15 protein-coding genes are annotated in these 16508 nt (G+C 59.1%); 12 read left to right on the forward strand and 3 right to left on the reverse strand.

Annotation, left to right across the window (positions count from 1 at the left end; translation table 11 throughout):
• Nucleotides 1-205 precede the first annotated feature (205 nt).
• From AC22G6_RS18070 to AC22G6_RS18090, 5 genes are all read left to right on the forward strand, one after another.
• On the forward strand, nucleotides 206-1315 hold the full coding sequence (locus AC22G6_RS18070) for a polysaccharide pyruvyl transferase family protein (RefSeq protein ID WP_487367926.1): 1110 nt from the start codon (nucleotides 206-208) through the stop codon (nucleotides 1313-1315).
• A gap of 90 nt (nucleotides 1316-1405) precedes the next feature.
• Nucleotides 1406-3214: a 2-succinyl-5-enolpyruvyl-6-hydroxy-3-cyclohexene-1-carboxylic-acid synthase gene (menD, locus tag AC22G6_RS18075; RefSeq protein WP_487367927.1), complete on the forward strand. Its 1809-nt coding sequence runs from the start codon at nucleotides 1406-1408 to the stop codon at nucleotides 3212-3214.
• A gap of 15 nt (nucleotides 3215-3229) precedes the next feature.
• Nucleotides 3230-4756, forward strand: a complete 1527-nt coding sequence (locus tag AC22G6_RS18080) for a lipopolysaccharide biosynthesis protein (protein ID WP_487367928.1) — start codon at nucleotides 3230-3232, stop codon at nucleotides 4754-4756.
• Nucleotides 4757-4769: 13 nt separating this feature from the next.
• On the forward strand, nucleotides 4770-5645 hold the full coding sequence (locus AC22G6_RS18085; protein WP_487367929.1) for an SDR family NAD(P)-dependent oxidoreductase: 876 nt from the start codon (nucleotides 4770-4772) through the stop codon (nucleotides 5643-5645).
• Nucleotides 5646-5702: 57 nt separating this feature from the next.
• Nucleotides 5703-6806 (forward strand): nucleotidyltransferase family protein, encoded by a 1104-nt coding sequence (locus tag AC22G6_RS18090; protein ID WP_487367930.1) that lies wholly within the window; start codon nucleotides 5703-5705, stop codon nucleotides 6804-6806.
• Nucleotides 6807-6940: 134 nt separating this feature from the next.
• On the opposite strand, the gene AC22G6_RS18095 is transcribed toward AC22G6_RS18090, so the two are convergent.
• The gene (locus tag AC22G6_RS18095) at nucleotides 6941-7714 is read right to left on the reverse strand and encodes a PEP-CTERM sorting domain-containing protein (RefSeq protein WP_487367931.1); all 774 of its coding nucleotides are present in this window, start codon (nucleotides 7712-7714) and stop codon (nucleotides 6941-6943) included.
• A gap of 374 nt (nucleotides 7715-8088) precedes the next feature.
• Complete coding sequence (locus tag AC22G6_RS18100) at nucleotides 8089-8922, reverse strand: PEP-CTERM sorting domain-containing protein (protein ID WP_487367932.1); 834 nt, start codon at nucleotides 8920-8922, stop codon at nucleotides 8089-8091.
• 340 nt (nucleotides 8923-9262) lie between these two features.
• On the opposite strand from AC22G6_RS18100, the gene AC22G6_RS18105 reads away from it, so the two are divergent.
• The 4 genes from AC22G6_RS18105 to AC22G6_RS18120 are packed head-to-tail and all read left to right on the forward strand — an operon-like array spanning nucleotide 9263 to nucleotide 11707.
• Nucleotides 9263-10675 (forward strand): MBL fold metallo-hydrolase RNA specificity domain-containing protein, encoded by a 1413-nt coding sequence (locus AC22G6_RS18105; protein ID WP_487367933.1) that lies wholly within the window; start codon nucleotides 9263-9265, stop codon nucleotides 10673-10675.
• A gap of 46 nt (nucleotides 10676-10721) precedes the next feature.
• A complete protein-coding gene (locus AC22G6_RS18110; RefSeq protein ID WP_487367934.1) occupies nucleotides 10722-11066 on the forward strand; it encodes a hypothetical protein in 345 nt (114 codons plus the stop codon).
• Between the two features lie 29 nt (nucleotides 11067-11095).
• Nucleotides 11096-11431 (forward strand): helix-turn-helix domain-containing protein, encoded by a 336-nt coding sequence (locus AC22G6_RS18115; protein ID WP_487367935.1) that lies wholly within the window; start codon nucleotides 11096-11098, stop codon nucleotides 11429-11431.
• Between the two features lie 6 nt (nucleotides 11432-11437).
• Complete coding sequence (locus AC22G6_RS18120) at nucleotides 11438-11707, forward strand: hypothetical protein (RefSeq protein WP_159098227.1); 270 nt, start codon at nucleotides 11438-11440, stop codon at nucleotides 11705-11707.
• Here the strand turns inward: AC22G6_RS18120 and gcvA are convergent.
• Nucleotides 11678-12643: a transcriptional regulator GcvA gene (gene gcvA / locus AC22G6_RS18125; RefSeq protein WP_487367936.1), complete on the reverse strand. Its 966-nt coding sequence runs from the start codon at nucleotides 12641-12643 to the stop codon at nucleotides 11678-11680. The two genes, AC22G6_RS18120 and gcvA, sit on opposite strands and share 30 nt — an antisense overlap.
• A gap of 216 nt (nucleotides 12644-12859) precedes the next feature.
• Between gcvA and scpC the strand changes: the two genes are divergently transcribed.
• From scpC to rfbD, 3 genes are all read left to right on the forward strand, one after another.
• A complete protein-coding gene (scpC, locus tag AC22G6_RS18130; RefSeq protein WP_487367937.1) occupies nucleotides 12860-14368 on the forward strand; it encodes a succinyl-CoA:acetate CoA-transferase ScpC in 1509 nt (502 codons plus the stop codon).
• Nucleotides 14369-14516: 148 nt separating this feature from the next.
• On the forward strand, nucleotides 14517-15596 hold the full coding sequence (gene rfbB, locus AC22G6_RS18135; protein WP_487367938.1) for a dTDP-glucose 4,6-dehydratase: 1080 nt from the start codon (nucleotides 14517-14519) through the stop codon (nucleotides 15594-15596).
• Nucleotides 15593-16480 (forward strand): dTDP-4-dehydrorhamnose reductase, encoded by an 888-nt coding sequence (gene rfbD / locus AC22G6_RS18140; RefSeq protein WP_487367939.1) that lies wholly within the window; start codon nucleotides 15593-15595, stop codon nucleotides 16478-16480. The genes rfbB and rfbD overlap by 4 nt, the downstream gene beginning before the upstream one ends.
• Nucleotides 16481-16508 lie beyond the last annotated feature (28 nt).

The following is a 16508-nucleotide window of genomic DNA, read 5'->3' on the forward strand; positions in this document are numbered from 1 at the left end:
GGTGGTTTCTCTGACAGGTGGTTCAGCGCCCAGCGACCTATACCACGTGTGAATGTGCTGACGCCTCAGATGCCATGCTGAGCACTCAGCCATCGTCGCTTGCTGCGCCGGAATAACTCCGGGTGCTGGTGGATGGTAATTCAGGTAACCGAGTCCAGAAGGGTGCTACACCTGACTGCAGTTATTTTCGACAGGATCGATCGAAATGAAAAGTATAGGAATACTGAATCTGCCCCGGGACGGAAACTACGGCGGAATGCTGCAGGCTGTCGCACTGCATAGTTTCCTGAATGACAGGGGGTATAGGGTTACATCGATCGGTAATGGCGGGCCGCAGAGCAAGCGCCTTAATCCTGCTCTAAAGAAACTGATCGTATCCGTGCTTGAAAGAGTTCCAGTGCAGAATTTCAAGGGCATTCGGGAGCGATACGAGAAAGTCTCAAGGCATGAGAAATTTCTAAGTGAATATATCGTGCGTCAAACTCGGAAGGCTTGCTCCGGTGCGGAGTTTAGGCAGGCAGTGAGCAAGGAGAAGTTTGATGCTGTAATCGTCGGGAGTGATCAGGTCTGGAGGTGGGACTATATATCGTATGATCCATCCAGATACTTCCTCGAGTTCGTCGATGCCATGCAGACTCGAAAGATCGCTTACGCAGCGTCATTCGGAATGGATCATTGGCAGGCTCCGGACATGATTGAGGAAATAAAACCCCTGCTCGCTGATTTTCATGCCGTATCGACGAGAGAGCAAAGTGGCGTGTTGATTTGTGAGACTTTAGGTCGCGCTGATTGTCGCCATGTTCTGGATCCAACGCTGCTCGTTGATGCAAGTTTTTACGATCGCTTCACTATACCGAGGCGCGATGAGGGCTCTGGAACGAAGCGCATGCTCACCTATATTCTTGATGGAGCCCAGGATAAGTCGAGGCTTGTTAGCGACGCCCTCGCAACGCTCGGCAAGCACTATGCTCTGCGAGAACTCGGTTTGCAATCCGATGCGTCGGTTTCGGAGTGGGTGAGCGAGTTCAAGAATGCGGATTATATCGTTACAGATTCCTTTCACGGAACTGTATTCGCCATTCTGTTTAGAAAGAATTTCATTGCTCTCGGGAATTCCGGTCGAGGGCTTTCGCGATTTACGTCATTGCTTGGAGGGTTTCGTCTGGAATCCAGGCTTTTGCTGAATGAATACGTGGACAAGGACAGGTTGCGAGAACTTGTCGGTACGGTGGTGGATTACTCGACTGTCGATGACATTTTGCCAAGGCTTCGAAACGATTCAGCCGATTTTTTACTTGGGGCGATCGATGGTTAATTCATTGAGATGATCGTATCCTGTAATTAGGGTCGAAGCCTGATGTATGGGTTTGAGCTGAACCGAGCAGAGATTTCATGGCTGCTCTGAATGGTGTTTAAGGTTCATATTGATGATTCTGATTTCTGCAAATTGTGCAGTAAGATCGATAAACTGGATGAGAATATAAGCGTGTATTCAGATAATAAGTTGATTCTTCAGATCCTCTCCCTCATGAAGCAACATGGCATCTTGAGTGTCGTGATTTCACCGGGTAGCCGACACTATCCTCTGGTGCGTTCCCTGGAGCGGGATCCGGATTTCTCGCTTTATTCTGTTGTAGATGAACGCAGTGCAGCCTTCTTTGCTCTCGGTTTGATTCAGAAGTCTGGTGCCCCGGTCGCGGTGTGCTGCACCTCGGGTACGTCGGCGATCAATTATGGTTCTGCTGTGGTCGAAGCCTTCTATCAAGGGTTGCCGCTCGTGGTATTGACAGCGGATCGCCTTCCAGAGCTTCTCAATCAGAAGGAAGAGCAGATGTTCCTTCAGAAGGATGTCTATGACGGCTTTATTCGCTATCAGGGACAACTGCCTGAAGTGAAGGACGGGCTTTCGGAGTGGTACTGCAATCGGGTGATCAACGAAGCCTTTCTTGAACTTGACCACCACGGCCGCGGGCCGGTGCATCTCAACTTCCCCATCGAGCGTCACCATACTGACAAATTCTCTACAGAGAGCCTGCCTAAGGTTCGCAAGATCACGCGCGTTTGTGGCGATGAGGGGGACGACGTCTGGCAGGCCTATGCCAGTCGTCTCACGGGGCGCAAGGTGATGATTGTCTGGGGGCAGTCGGCACCGGCGAATGAAACGCTAAGCCGGTCTGTGGAGCGTTTCATTGAGCGCTACGATTGTGTGATCCTTGCTGACAAACTGTCCAACTGCCACACCTCGCGCACCATCGAGACTGCGTATCTTGCGTTGCGCTCGATGACTCTTGAGCAGACTGTTGAACTGGCACCTGACGTCGTCATTAACCTATTCGGTAATTACACGTTCAATAGCGAACTAAAGGAATACCTCTCTTCAACTGGCAGACCTTTCGAAGTATGGGATCTTGGAACCAGCCGCGTCTCTGACCCTTTCCGTCGACTGTCGACCGTCTTTGAGGTTCGGGAGCGCTTCTTCTTCGAGAAGATGTGTGAGCAGGCCGAGCAGCCTGGCGGAGTGGATTATTACGAAGCGTGGTCCGAGGTTGATGGCGCTATCGAAGAGCCGCAAGTCGATTTTGGCGAGATTCATGCCGTAGGTCAGTTGGTTCGGAAGCTACCGAAGAATGCGCAATTGCATATCGCAAACAGCCTTCCGATCCGCATGGTGCACCTGTTCCGTTCGGATCCATCGGTCACAGCCTTTTGCAACCGAGGTGTGAACGGGATTGACGGCTGCATGTCCGCTGCGGTGGGTTTCGCTGCTGCGACGTCCGATCCTGTCTACCTGGTCATCGGCGACCTTACCTTCTTCTACGATATGAACGCCCTGTGGAACCGGCATCTGTCGAAGAATCTGCGCATTCTGATGCTCAACAACGAGGGGGGTGGGGTCATGCATATGCCGCTGAGCGAGGGACTGGCGCCGCAGTTGTCGCGCCACATCTCGGCAGGGCATGCGACCTCGGCAAAGGGCTGGGTGGAGTCGGTGGGTTTCCGCTATCTGGCGGCGACGACGCGCGAGGAATGCGATGCCGCAATTGACGTTTTAACCAATCCTGCGGAGCCTGGCCCGATCCTGGTCGAGGTCTTCAGTGTCAAGGAGGACGACGTCCGCCAGTTAAAGACCTATCTGCAGGAGCTGGACAAGCTTACCTTCGGCGATAGAGTGCGGCGCCGACTCAGACGCAAACTGCCCAAACTGTTCCGTTGATACTGAGCTGAATGAATGGAACATCATGGCCGCAGAATTGCCAGGAACACACTGGCGCTCTATTTTCGTACGCTCCTGACGACGGTTGTTGCACTCTATACCTCGAGGGTCATCCTCGAGGCCTTGGGGGTCAGCGATTTCGGTTTGTTCAGCCTTGTTGGCGGGCTGATGGTCCTGATGGGGTTCTTGAACGCTGCGATGACGGCCGCCACGCAGCGCTTCCTGAATTTCGAGAAAGGACGGTCAGGTACGGCGGACGATGTGCAGCGCGTCTTCGCCACGAGTCTTTTCATCCATCTGATGCTGGCGGTGGTCATTCTGCTCATTGCGGAGACGCTGGGGCTGTGGTTCCTGAATACACAGTTGAATATTGCACCAGACCGGATGGGCGCCGCGAATTGGGTCTATCAGTGTGCCTTGCTGGCTTTCCTGGTCAACGTTGCCACGGCACCCTTTAACGCAGCGATTATCGCCAATGAGCGGATGGCCGCATTCGCATACGTCAGTATTGTGGATGTGGGACTTAGGCTGGCTGTCGCCTATGCGCTTTTCAGGGTTTCTGGAGACCGTTTGCAGGTCTATGCCGTGTTGATGCTGGTGGTTGCAGCGCTCGTCGCAGGTGTTTATGGCTGGTATGCGCGCCGGAACTTTTCCGAATGTCATACGCGCCCTGCTCGTGACCCCCGTCTGTTTCGCGAGATATTGTCCTTTTCGTCCTGGAGCATTCTCAGCAATCTCTCGGTCGTGCTGCGCCTGCAGGGGACGAATGTTATTTTGAACCTGATCTTCGGCACGCTGGTCAATGCAGCCTTCGGACTCGCTCTTCAGGTGAGCAACGCATTACAGAGTTTCACGAGCAGTTTCATTCAGGCGCTTAATCCACAGATCGTCAAGACGTACGCAGCGGGCGATCTTGCGCAGATGCATACTCTGGTGCTGAAGGGCGCCCGTCTCGCGTTTTTCCTGGTGCTCTTGATGGTCCTGCCGGTACTGATCGAAGCCGAAGCCCTGCTCGGAATCTGGCTCGCGACTGTACCTGAGCATACTGTCGCGTTCATTCAGTTGGTCCTGATTCAAGCATTGGTCGAGAGCTTCGCGGGCGTGACCGGAACGGCTCAGGCGGCAACGGGAAAGGTCAGGACATATCACCTGACAGTCAGCACCATCGGCATGACAAATTTACCCATCAGTTATGTCTTCCTGAGCCAAGGGTTCGCCCCAGAGATTGTCTTTGTCGTCGCCATTGTCCTGTCGGCGCTGATAGCGGTTGCCCGACTGTACTTTCTGCGGCATTCGATCTCTCTTCCGCTGATGCTCTTTGCGCGGGATGTGGGGCTGCGCTGCGGTGCTGTTCTGATGCTAGCGCCTCTTGCTCCGCTGGCCGTGAAATACCATGCGCCCGAGACGCTCTTTGGTATTTTTCTTGTTTGCGCCGTTGCCGGAATCTCGGTTGTCGCGGCGGTTGCCGTGATCGGATTGCATCGCGATGAGCGTCGGATAGTCCTCGACATATTCGCCCGCCGTTTTGGCAAGCCAAGTTAAAGGATGCTCAGTCATGAGGTTGCTTAAGAAATTTGTTCCTGGTCGCGTTCGTAATAAATTACGTTCGCTGCGCGACGGGCTGGCCCCGCGGATTCCGGTCACTGTCCCTTACGAGATCCGGGTTGCGGATGGCTGCGTGCTGCAGAACCAGGTCGCGATCGTTACGGGCGGAAGCGGATCCATCGGGCGGAGTATTGCGTGCTGCCTTGCAGCCGAAGGGGCTATCGTCTATGTCTGCGGTATGAGTTCGGACAAAATCGACTCTGTTGTTACCGAGATTGTCGGTTTAGGGGGTAAAGCCTATCCGCAGCGCCTAGACGTTACGGATGAGGCTGATATTGTGCGGACTTTCGCGGAGGTCACCGCACTTCACGGCCGACTCGATATCATGGTTCATAGCGCAGGGGGGAGCGCACGCGACGAGTACTCCTCGTTGATCGGGCAGAAGACAGAGGTCATCGACCAAGTCTTGAACGTGAACTTGAGGGGGGCGATCCTGTGCTGCCGGGAAGCTGCCAAGGCGATGGTGCCGTCCAAGACCGGTCGGATCATCAATATCTCCAGTGTCTTGGGCGTGCAAGGCAAGGCCAATTTCGCCGAGTATGCGGCTTCAAAGGGCGGGGTGATCGCCTTTACCAAGTCAATCGCAATGGAACTGGGGCCGTTCGGTATTACGGCAAACTGCGTTTCGCCGGGGATTGTCCAGCGTGGTGAGATCAGTGCTTCGGAGCTTGATCAGCTGAGCAAGACGAACTGGTTGAGTGGTTACGGTAAGCCTGAGGATATTGGTGAGATGGTGGCTTATCTTGCCTCTCCCCGGGCCAACTTTATTACCGGGCAGAATTTCATCGTCGATGGTGGCAGGTCTCTTGGGCTGAAGGGCGATTGATTTTTCGCTCTCTTGAGTGCTACCGGGTTCAACTAATACGTAAAAGGGAGATTGATCATGGCAAAGGGAATGATTCTGGCTGCAGGCCAGGGAACGCGGGTTCGCCCGCTGACGAAGAACCTGCCCAAACCGATGGTGCCGATTCTGAACAAGCCGGTGCTCGAATATCTGATCGAGCATCTGGCCAGGTACGGCATCCGCGAGATCATGATCAACGTGGCGTTCAATCACTACAAGATCGAAAACTACTTTGGTGATGGTCACCGCTGGGGCGTCGAGATCGGCTATTCCTACGAGGGCAAGCGCGAGCACGGTGACATCGTGCCCAAGGCCATGGGGTCGGCCGGTGGCATGCGCAAGATCCAGGACTTCGGTGGATTCTTCGACGAAACCACCCTTGTGATGTGCGGCGATGCGATCGTCGATCTGGATATTGGCGCGGCGCTGGACGAGCACCGACACAAGGGCGCACTGGCGAGCGTGGTAGCACTGGATGTACCGCGCGAGCAGGTCAAGAATTACGGCGTTGTCGTTACCGACAGCGAAGGCAAGATCAAGGCCTTCCAGGAAAAGCCGTCGCCCGAAGAGGCCCTGTCCACCCTCGCCAGCACCGGCATCTACATCTTTGAGCCCAAGGTGATCGACATGATTCCGCCGGGGCGCGAGTTTGATATCGGCAGCGAACTGTTTCCGATGCTGGTCGAACAGGACGTGCCGTTCTATGCGCAGAAGCGCTTTTTCAACTGGATCGACATCGGTCGTCTGACCGACTACTGGGAAGTGCTGCAGCGTGTGCTGCGCGGCGAGGTGGCGCAGATGGAAATGCCCGGTCGCGAGATCAAGCCCGGTGTGTGGGTGGGTTTGAACACGTCGATTGCGTGGGACAGCGTGACGATTGTGGGGCCATGCTATATCGGTTCCAACGTGCGCATTGAGCCTGGTGTTTCGGTGATTGGTCCCACGTGGATCGGCCGTGGCTGCCACCTGCGCGCGGGTTCGCGCGTTGAGCGCAGTGTGTTGTTCGACTACACGCGGCTGGGGGAAAGTCAGACGGTCGAAGAGAAGATCCTCTCCTTTCAGTATTGCGTTGATCGAAGTGGCAATGCCACCTATGTTGGGGACGATTCCATCGATCTGCGCTGGGGGGATGCGCGGGGCTGATTGTTGCGCGCCTCACATGAGAAAGACCGCCGCGGCGGTCTTTTTTTGTGCGTGCTGTACGCGCTGATGCGGGTGTTTCGTTGCCCTTGGTGCTCTCGAATGCTGTCGGGATCAGGGAACAGCGGCGCGATTTGTCAGGCCTGCCTGCGCCTGCGAAGTGTGCCCAGGCCGGCGACGCCGATGCCAAGCAGTGCCAGCGTAGTGGGTTCCGGCACCTGAGTGCTGCTGACCTGCAGCTGGTTTACCGAGAAGTCGCCCGTCAGCAGGTTGGGTGTGCTTCCGACTGCGCTGTTGATGGCTGCAAGTGCGACGCCGAAGCCGGGCCAGGTCGTGGCCGTCTCGCTGAACTCGAGATCGAAGCCGTCCTGAAACAGGCTGTACAGTACGTCGATCGAGCCTGCGCCGTTAGACGGCATCGCCATGCCGGTCAGCGCGTACAGCGTGGCCTGGATCTCGGGCGCGATTTGTTCATCATAGGTAAGCCTGAAGGTTCCGGAGCCAATTGCTACACCGTCATTTGCACCCGGGGTGCCGGGCTGGAAGGTGAACATGCTTACGCCGGTATCTGCAACGCCGGACAGCACGGCGGTAAAGATGTTGGCAATGGCGGGAATGCTGAAGGCGACATCCCACGGCGCAGACAGGGCCGGGTTCGAACCGGGCAAGAGGTTCAGCAGCAGGCTGCCGCTGATGGCGGTCGTGTGGCTGCCGGCGGGCGGGGTGTACAGTTTAACGGTGCCGTCGAGGTCACGGACGTTGATGTTGTAGGTATTCGGGTTTGCGTCCTGGAAGCCTGAGGCACTGAAGGCGCCGGTCAGGTTGTCGGTCATGGTGTAGACCACGGCGAAGGAAGGGGTGGCGACCGCAGACAGCACGGCAGCAGTGGCGAGCAGGGGCAGGGTTTTCATGGGCGTGTACTTGGGTCGGGAGGGAAGGGGGCGATCTGACAACGCTGAATTCAGCTTGCTGGTCGTCATTCGGCGCAAGCCTGAAAATGACATGCGGAATCTGAATTCAACTCCAGAAGGATATCCGCGGATATTTTCAGGATTGTGAATCCCTGAGCAGGGGGGGGCTGCACTTGGCGCCGCGCAGGGGTGCTAGCGAGAGATGCCCGGTTCCCCAGGCCGGCTGAGTTCGCATTCTGCGGGTCGCAGGCTGATGACGTGGCGCGGGATCAGCGCCGGAACTGGATGCTTGTCCGATACAAACGAAAAAAGACCGCCGCAGCGGTCTTTTCTTAATGCCGTGCGCCGCGATGGGCGCTGCGCTTTGCGTCCGTTCAGGCCTTGCGACGCTTCGACAAACCCAGGCCGAGCAGGCCAAGGCCGATGAGGGCCGCGGTGCCGGGTTCGGGTACGTCAGTGGTGCGGCTCGCGCTGATGCGAAGAGCCTCGTTCCAGGTGGTGGAGAGCTGGAGGCCGTCGATCAGCAGCACGTCGCCGCTATCGAGGTTGGCCGAGCGGAAGCCGACGTAGCTGATCTGCGACAGGCCGGTGTTCCCGGTCATGATGGCGTCGGGCGTGCTGAAGTCCGCAAACATCGGGTCGAGCCACAGCGAGAAGCTCGTGTAGTTGCCCGGTGCGGTGCGCGAGAGGAGGCCAACGATGTGATACGTGACATCGTTGATGTTGCCGATGTCGCTACGACGCGCAAAGCTTCCACCGGTACCGTTTGTGCGCACGAAGATGTCGTTGGTACTGCTTCCATCCGCCTTGATGCCGATGTTCGGACGGTTCGTGTGATCGCCCGTGCTGGCGGTATCGAGCCACAGGCCCAGGAAGTCATTTGCAGACAGAACGCCGGCGTCGAGCTGGACGTAGAAATCAACGAAGAGGTTGTCGCCGGAAAAGGCCGAGCTGAGCTGGCGGTAGGCGGCATTGTTGTTGTTGCCGGTCACCTGGAGGGCGTTGCTGCCGCCGAGGGAGGTGCTCGGGGTAACGACCTGCGTGACGCCGGTGTTGGCAGACCATGCGCCGGCCCAGCCGCTGCCGCCGTTCTGGCCTGCGACTTCGCCTGTGGCGTAGTCGAAGTTGTCGCTGGCGATGATGGCTGCCATCGAGAGCGGCGTAAAGGCGCAGAGTGCGATGGCGGCGGCGATTTTCTGGAATGTCATGAGATTTCACTCACTATGTTGCGGTTATGTCGAATTCGACAGTTGCGGAATTGATAGCAAAAAACGTTCCAGATTCTGGTTGTATAGATAATTACAGATGAATCAAGTGCTTGCTGGTGGGGGTGTTTGAGTTGCCTTCCTTATACATTGTCGTGTGTAAAAAAAACCGACAGTTTTTAGGTGAGGCGGGGCCTGTTAGCCGAGCGAGTTGCTTTCTCTCGATGAATATTCTGACAAAATTGTTTTAAGTGGCGATTTTCAATTGCTGATCTGTGAGCGATTGTTCAAATTATTGCTTTGACATCTTGAGATAGGTCTTCTGCATCCCTAGAATGCCGCGATGCATGCAAATACCATTCATCACGGCGCCTTCAGAGGCGTAACCGGGTCGTGCCATCAGTTGTTTATCGACGATGCGCGCAGCCTGCTGATTGATTGCGGTCTGTTTCAGGGGGCGGAAACCGCGCCGGATGGCCAGGCCGGCGCCGGGCAGCCGGACATCCCGTTTGCGGTCGATGGTATTCAGGCGCTGGTCGCTACCCATGTACACATCGACCACGTTGGCCGTATTCCCTGGTTGCTGGCGGCCGGCTTCAAGGGGCCGGTACTGTGCAGTGAGCCTTCGGCGCGATTGCTGTCGGTGGTGCTGGCCGATGCGTTCGAGCTGGGTATCAGCCGTGACCGGCAACTGGTCGAGCGCTACCTCAAACTGGTGGAGTCCCGCATCCGGCCGCTGCCCTGGCGCACCTGGCACACGGTGTTCAGCAGTCCGCAGGCCAGTTGCCGCATCCGTCTGCAACGCGCGGGCCATATTCTGGGCTCGGCCTATGTCGAGTGCGAGATCCGGCGTGCGGACGAGGCCCCTGTGCGGGTGCTGTTCTCGGGCGACCTCGGTGCGCCGCATGCGCCCTTGCTGCCGGCGCCGCAACCAGCCTATCGCGCAGACGTGGTGGTGCTGGAGAGCACCTACGGCGACCGCGTGCACGAAAGCAGGGCGACGCGACGCGATCGCCTGCAGGCGGTGGTGGAGCGGGCGCTGGGTAATGGCGGCACGGTGATCGTGCCGGCGTTCAGCATCGGTCGCACGCAGGAGTTGCTGTACGAGTTCGAGGACATTCTCCATCGCCAGCGCAGGAAGCCCGGCCCGCACGCGGCGGCATGGGAAAAGCTGCCGATCTATCTCGATTCACCGCTGGCCGGGCGCTTTACCCAGCTCTATCGCGAACTGCAACCCTTCTGGGATGCCGAGGCGCAAGCCCGCGTCCGCGCCGGTCGCAAGCCCCTGGCCTTTGATCAGCTGGTGGCCATCGACGAGCACGAGGCGCATCTGGCCAATGTGCGCAGGCTCGCGCGCAGCGGCGAACCCGCGATCGTCATCGCCGCCAGTGGCATGTGCACCGGCGGGCGGGTGCTGAACTACCTCAAGGCCATGCTCCATGATCCGCGCCACGATGTGGTGTTCGTGGGCTATCAGGCGAAAGGCACGCCAGGCAGCGACATCCAGACCTATGGGCCGCGTGGCGGCTACGTCGATCTCGACGGCGAGCGCATCAACATCAGGGCGGCCATCCACACCCTGTCGGGCTATTCCGCCCACGCCGACCAGAACGACCTCGTCCGTTTCGTCACCCGCATGCGTCACCTGCCATCTGAAGTGCGCCTGATCCACGGCGACGACGAGGCGCGACGGGCGCTGGGCAAGCGTTTGTGGAACGAGACCGATCGGCGGGTGATGGTGCTGAATGCGGAGTAACTTGTATTTGATGTGAAAAAGCCCATAATCTCATCGGAGGCCAATGATGACGGACGGCGACGCCCACCAGGATGCGATAGCTGAAATGTGCGCAATTAATGCGCGCGGGGGCGATTTTTCGAGAGCGGTCGGTGCACTCATCAGGAAGCGCCATGAAGCACTTCGTGCTGGGCGGCTCGATTCGGCTTTCAGGCCCCATGGTCTGCGTTCCGGAGATCGCCTGTATGTGATCAGTCTTTGTGTTGGAAGCTGCGGCGTTACCGCCGCGTTTGTGCTCAAGGCGCGGGCTTTGGTACTGCTGAGTGTCGCCGCGTTTGATGACTTCATCGCCGAGGCGCTTTCGGCTGGCGCTTTGAACGCCGCGATTGCTCGTGCAGTCCAACGAACATAGCCTTCAGGAGTTTTGTAATGAGATTGCGTATGCTGGAAGACGAACTTCTTCGCGATCCTCTGGTTCAAGAGGGATACGAAGGTGCGAGTGCCGCCGAGAAGATGGGCCTTCTGTTGCGGGAGCTGCGCGAAACGGTCGGGCTGACGCAACGGGGCTTGGCGGCGAGCAGCGGTGTTCAACAGTCAGAGATCAGCCGTTACGAAGGTGGTCAGGCGCCGAGAGGCATCACGATTTCCCAGCTCGAGACCCTTGCACATGCGCAGGGTATGGAGGTTGTGATTGGCTTTGCTCGCAAGGCGACGGCAGTTGATGACAAGGCCGTTGTGATTGATGGTCGAACCTTGTTGCTGCACACAGTGCTCTGAATTTCAATGGCATTGCTTGCCGAATTGCTGGCGTTCATTGGCGGTGTGCTGCTCTTGCGCCCAGCGTTTCGGCTAAACGGTCTGATGCGTGAGGCGGCAAGCCTGCGGGGCATACTTGAACATAGCCAAGCACGCATCGACCAGGAGACCATCCCCTTGGTTACGGAGCAGCTCGACGACTTGGGTACGAGCTGGAACCGCTGGGACGAACTGTGTCTGCGCGGAGGCGCAGTCATGTTTGTTTGTTCAGGTGCGATAAAGCTGGCGCTTTTGTAGTGCCGAAGCTTCCCCCAGCAGCCACAACTGAAATGCTTCGACCGCAGGCTGGTGCTGCATCGCTTCGTGCATGACCAGATAGTAGGTACTGGGCGAGGGCAGGGCGATGTTGAACGGAATGACGAGCTTGCCTTCGGCTACGCGTGAATCGATCAGCGGGCGCGGCGCGAGCGCAATGCCATGGCCGGCTTGGGCTGCCTCCAGTGCAAGTGCAGCGTTGGAAAAATGCGGCCCTCGGCGACTGTCGATGTTCGATGCGCCCGCGAGCCGAAGCCACTCTGCCCAACCGGATCCTGAATGCATGTCGCGACCGTCTTCGCTCAGTGTGTCGTCGTGGATGAGCACTTGTCCGGCCAGGTTGGCAGGGGTTTGCAGTGCCGCAGCGCGTTGCAGTGCGGGCGTGCATACCGGCACATAGTCGGGCGTGAAGATCGGTACCACCGCATAGCCCGGATAGTGACCTTTGCCATAAAGAATGGCGACTTCCGTGCGCGCTGGATGGAGCTTGCCGAGCACGGCGGCTTCGCCCTTGTGGTCGACGGTGTCCGAGGTGCTCGACAGGCGAATATCGATTTCCGGGTGCGTCGCACCAAACTGCGGCAGAAGGGGCAGCAGCCAGTGGCTGGCAAACGAGGGTGGGGCAGTGACGGTGAGTGGGCTGGGGGCTGCGCGGCGGGTTTGATCGACGGCCTTTACCAGTCGCTCGAAGGCGTCGCGAACGCCGGGCAGCAGCGTGGCACCGTGCTCGGTGAGTTCGAGCGCACGTACGCGACGATGAAACAGCATGACGCCAAGCTGGTCTTCCAGCGCCTTGATCTGCTGGCTGACTGCAGCGGGGGTAACGCACACTTCGGCAGCGGCCTTTTTGAAGCTCAGATGGCGGGCGGCGGATTCGAAGGTGCGCAGCAGGGCAAGACTTGGGAGCTGGTAGCTCATTGGTCGATGATTAAGTTCTGCTAATGCATCGCATCATAAATGCTCGTTTGCCGTAATGCCATGCGCTGACTAGACTGCGGCCCGCATGAATCAGCGTTGCCCTCCCAAAGCGGTCCCCTCCCTCGGACGCCTTGGGAACCCTTCGAGCAATCGAAGCACGCGCCATTGCCTCACCGCATGGCGCGTTTCTTTTGGCCCCTTCTGAAAGAGCAGACGATGAGCGAATCCCGTATCCAGTGTTCCGCCCTGCGCAGCAAGATCATGTCGGCCGAGGAGGCCGCACGCCTTATCCAAAACGGTGCCAATGTCGGCATGAGCGGCTTCACCGGATCGGGGTATCCCAAGGTGTTGCCTGCGGCGCTGGCCGGGCGCATCACGACCGCCAATGCCCAGGGCGAGCGGTTCAGGGTCGGGGTATGGACAGGGGCGTCGACGGCGCCAGAGCTTGACGGTGCATTGGCCGCTGTCGATGGCATCGAGATGCGCCTGCCCTATCAGTCCGATCCGGCGTGCCGCAAGCGCATCAACGCCGGCGAGATGGAGTACATCGACATCCATCTGTCGCACGTGGCGCAGTTCGTATGGTCCGGCTTTCTCGGCAAGCTCGACGTTGCCGTGGTGGAAGTGGGCGGCATTCTCGAGGATGGTCGTCTGATTCCGTCGTCGTCGATCGGTAACAACAAGACTTGGCTGGATCAGGCCGACAAGGTGATTCTCGAGGTGAACTCGTGGCAGAACAGCCGCCTCGAGGGCATGCACGACATCTATTACGGCACCCAGCTGCCGCCCAACCGCAAGCCGATTCCGCTGGTCAAGGTATCGGATCGCATCGGCGAGCCCTATCTGCGTTGTGACCCCAGCAAGATCGTGGCGATTGTCGAGACCCACAGCCCGGATCGCAACACCGCGTTCTCGCCGCCGGACCAGAATTCGCGCCTGATTGCCGGGCACATCCTTGAGTTCTTCAAGCACGAAGTGAAGAAGGGGCGCTTGCCCGCAAACCTGCTGCCGCTGCAGTCGGGTGTGGGCAACATCGCCAACGCGGTGATGGCCGGCCTCAACGATGGCCCGTTCGAGAACCTGACGGCCTATACCGAGGTGCTGCAGGACGGCATGCTGGAGATGCTCAAGTCGGGCAAGCTGACCTGTGCGTCTGCGACCGCGTTCTCGCTCAGCAGCGACGCGCTCGGTGAGCTCAATGCCAATCTCGACTTCTACCACGACCGCATCATCCTGAGAGCGCAGGAGATCAGCAATCACCCCGAGGTGATCCGCCGCCTGGGCGTGATTGCAATGAACGGCATGATCGAGGCTGACATCTACGGCAACGTCAATTCGACCCATGTGATGGGTTCGCAGATCATGAACGGCATCGGCGGCTCGGGCGACTTTGCGCGCAATGGCTACCTGTCGATCTTCATGACGCCGTCGCAGGCCAAGGGCGGGGCGATCTCCTGCATCGTGCCGATGGTGTCGCACGTGGATCACACCGAGCACGACGTGCAGGTGCTGGTCACCGAGCAGGGCCTGGCCGATCTGCGTGGGCTGTCACCGCGCCAGCGTGCGAAGGCAGTGATCGAGAACTGCGCTCACCCCAACTTCAAGCCGGCGCTGCGCGACTACTACAATCGTGCGCTGGATCAGTCGCCGGGCAAGCACACGCCGCATCTGCTGGAAGAGGTCTACAACTGGCACCTGAGCGCGCTGCGCGGCGAGCCAATGTAGATTCCTTGTGGAAAGCGCCGCCGTGCCTTCGAAATCCGGGAAATAGTCCGGATTGGAGTCTGCCTGTTCGAACGAATTGCGCTTTCAATTGGTGCGATGCAATATTTCTCTGGTATCTTTGTAGCATGGAAGATCAGGGAGTAAAGGCGTGATTCTGGTAACCGGCGGTGCGGGCTTCATTGGCGGCAATTTCGTTCTCGACTGGATTGCCGAAACCGGCGAACCGGTGGTGAACCTCGACAAGCTCACCTATGCGGGCAATCTGGAGACGCTGAAGTCGCTCGACGGCGACACGCGTCACGTCTTCGTGCAGGGCGATATCTGCGATCGCGGACTGGTCGATCGTCTGCTGGCAGAGCACCGGCCGCGCGCGATCGTGCACTTTGCCGCCGAGAGTCACGTGGATCGCTCGATCCACGGCCCGGGTGAGTTCATGCGCACCAACGTCGAAGGCACCTTCACCCTGCTTGAGGCCGCGCGCGCCTACTGGGGCGCGCTCGAAGGCGAGGCCAAGGCGGCGTTCCGCTTTCATCACGTGAGCACCGATGAGGTGTATGGCTCGCTCGCCGCGCACGAGGCGCCCTTTGCCGAGACCCATGCGTACGAGCCCAACAGCCCGTACTCGGCGAGCAAGGCGGCGTCCGATCACCTGGTGCGGGCGTGGTTTCACACCTACGGCCTGCCGGTGGTGACGACCAATTGCTCGAACAACTATGGTCCTTACCATTTCCCCGAAAAACTGATCCCGCTGATGATCGTCAATGCCCTCGCGGGCAAGCCGCTGCCGATCTACGGTGACGGACAGAACGTGCGTGACTGGCTGTACGTAAAGGATCACTGCAGCGCGATTCGCGCGGTGCTGCAGAACGGCCGCCTTGGCGAGACCTACAACATCGGGGGCTGGAACGAGAAGCCCAACCTCGACATCGTGCATACCGTGTGCGCGCTGCTCGACGAGTTGAAGCCGGACGCGGCCGGCAGCTACAGCCGCCTGATCACCTATGTGACTGACCGCCCCGGGCATGACCGCCGCTATGCAATCGATGCGCGCAAGGTCGAGCGTGAGCTGGGCTGGCGCCCGGCGGAGACATTTGAGACCGGCATTCGCAAGACGGTTGAGTGGTACCTGGCCAACCCCGAGTGGGTGGCCAATGTGCAGAGCGGCGCCTACCGCGAGTGGGTGTCGGCAAACTACGCGGGGCGCGATGCGAAGGATGCGCACGCATGAAGATTCTGCTGCTGGGCAAGGACGGCCAGGTGGGCTGGGAACTGCAGCGCGCGCTGGCGCCGCTGGGCGAGTTGGTGGCGCTCGGGCGACAGGGCAGGGATGGACTGAGCGGCGATCTGTCGAATCCGGCTGCACTGCGGGCGACGGTGGACGCGGTTGCGCCCGATGTGATCGTGAATGCCGCCGCGCATACCGCGGTGGACAAGGCCGAGAGCGAGGCCGAACTGGCGCAGCGCATCAATGCCGATGCGCCCGGTGTGCTGGCCCAGGCGGCCGCGAGCCGGGGGGCGGTGCTGGTGCACTATTCCACCGACTACGTGTTCGACGGCAGCGGCAGCAAGCCGTGGCAGGAAGACGATGCCACCGGCCCGCTGTCGGTGTATGGCCGCAGCAAGCTCGATGGTGAAGAGGCCATTCGCGCCAGCGGCTGCACGCACCTGATTTTCCGCACATCGTGGGTGTATGCGGCCCGTGGTGGCAACTTCGCGAAGACGATGCTGCGCCTCGCGGCTGAGCGCGAGCGCCTGACCGTGATTGCGGACCAGATCGGTGCGCCGACGGGGGCCGAGCTGATCGCGGACGTCAGCGCCCACGCCGTGCGCAGCCTGCGCGCACGTCCTGAGCTGTCAGGTACCTATCATCTCGCGGCTGGAGGCGAAACCAGCTGGCATGGCTATGCCAGTTTCGTGATCGAAGCCGCGCGTGCGCGCGGTGTGGCGCTGAAGGTGGGCGAGGTCGCACCGATTCCCACCACCGACTACCCCACGCCGGCCACACGGCCGCTCAACTCTCGCCTCGATACCACCAGGCTGAGCGCCGCCTTCGGTCTGAGCCTGCCGCCATGGCAGGACGGTGTGGCGCGGATGCTGGACGAAACGCTGTAGTGTTCACCGGGCAGGAGCTTCTTCCGCC

The organism is Parazoarcus sp. PS-13 R2A (genome assembly GCF_057621855.1).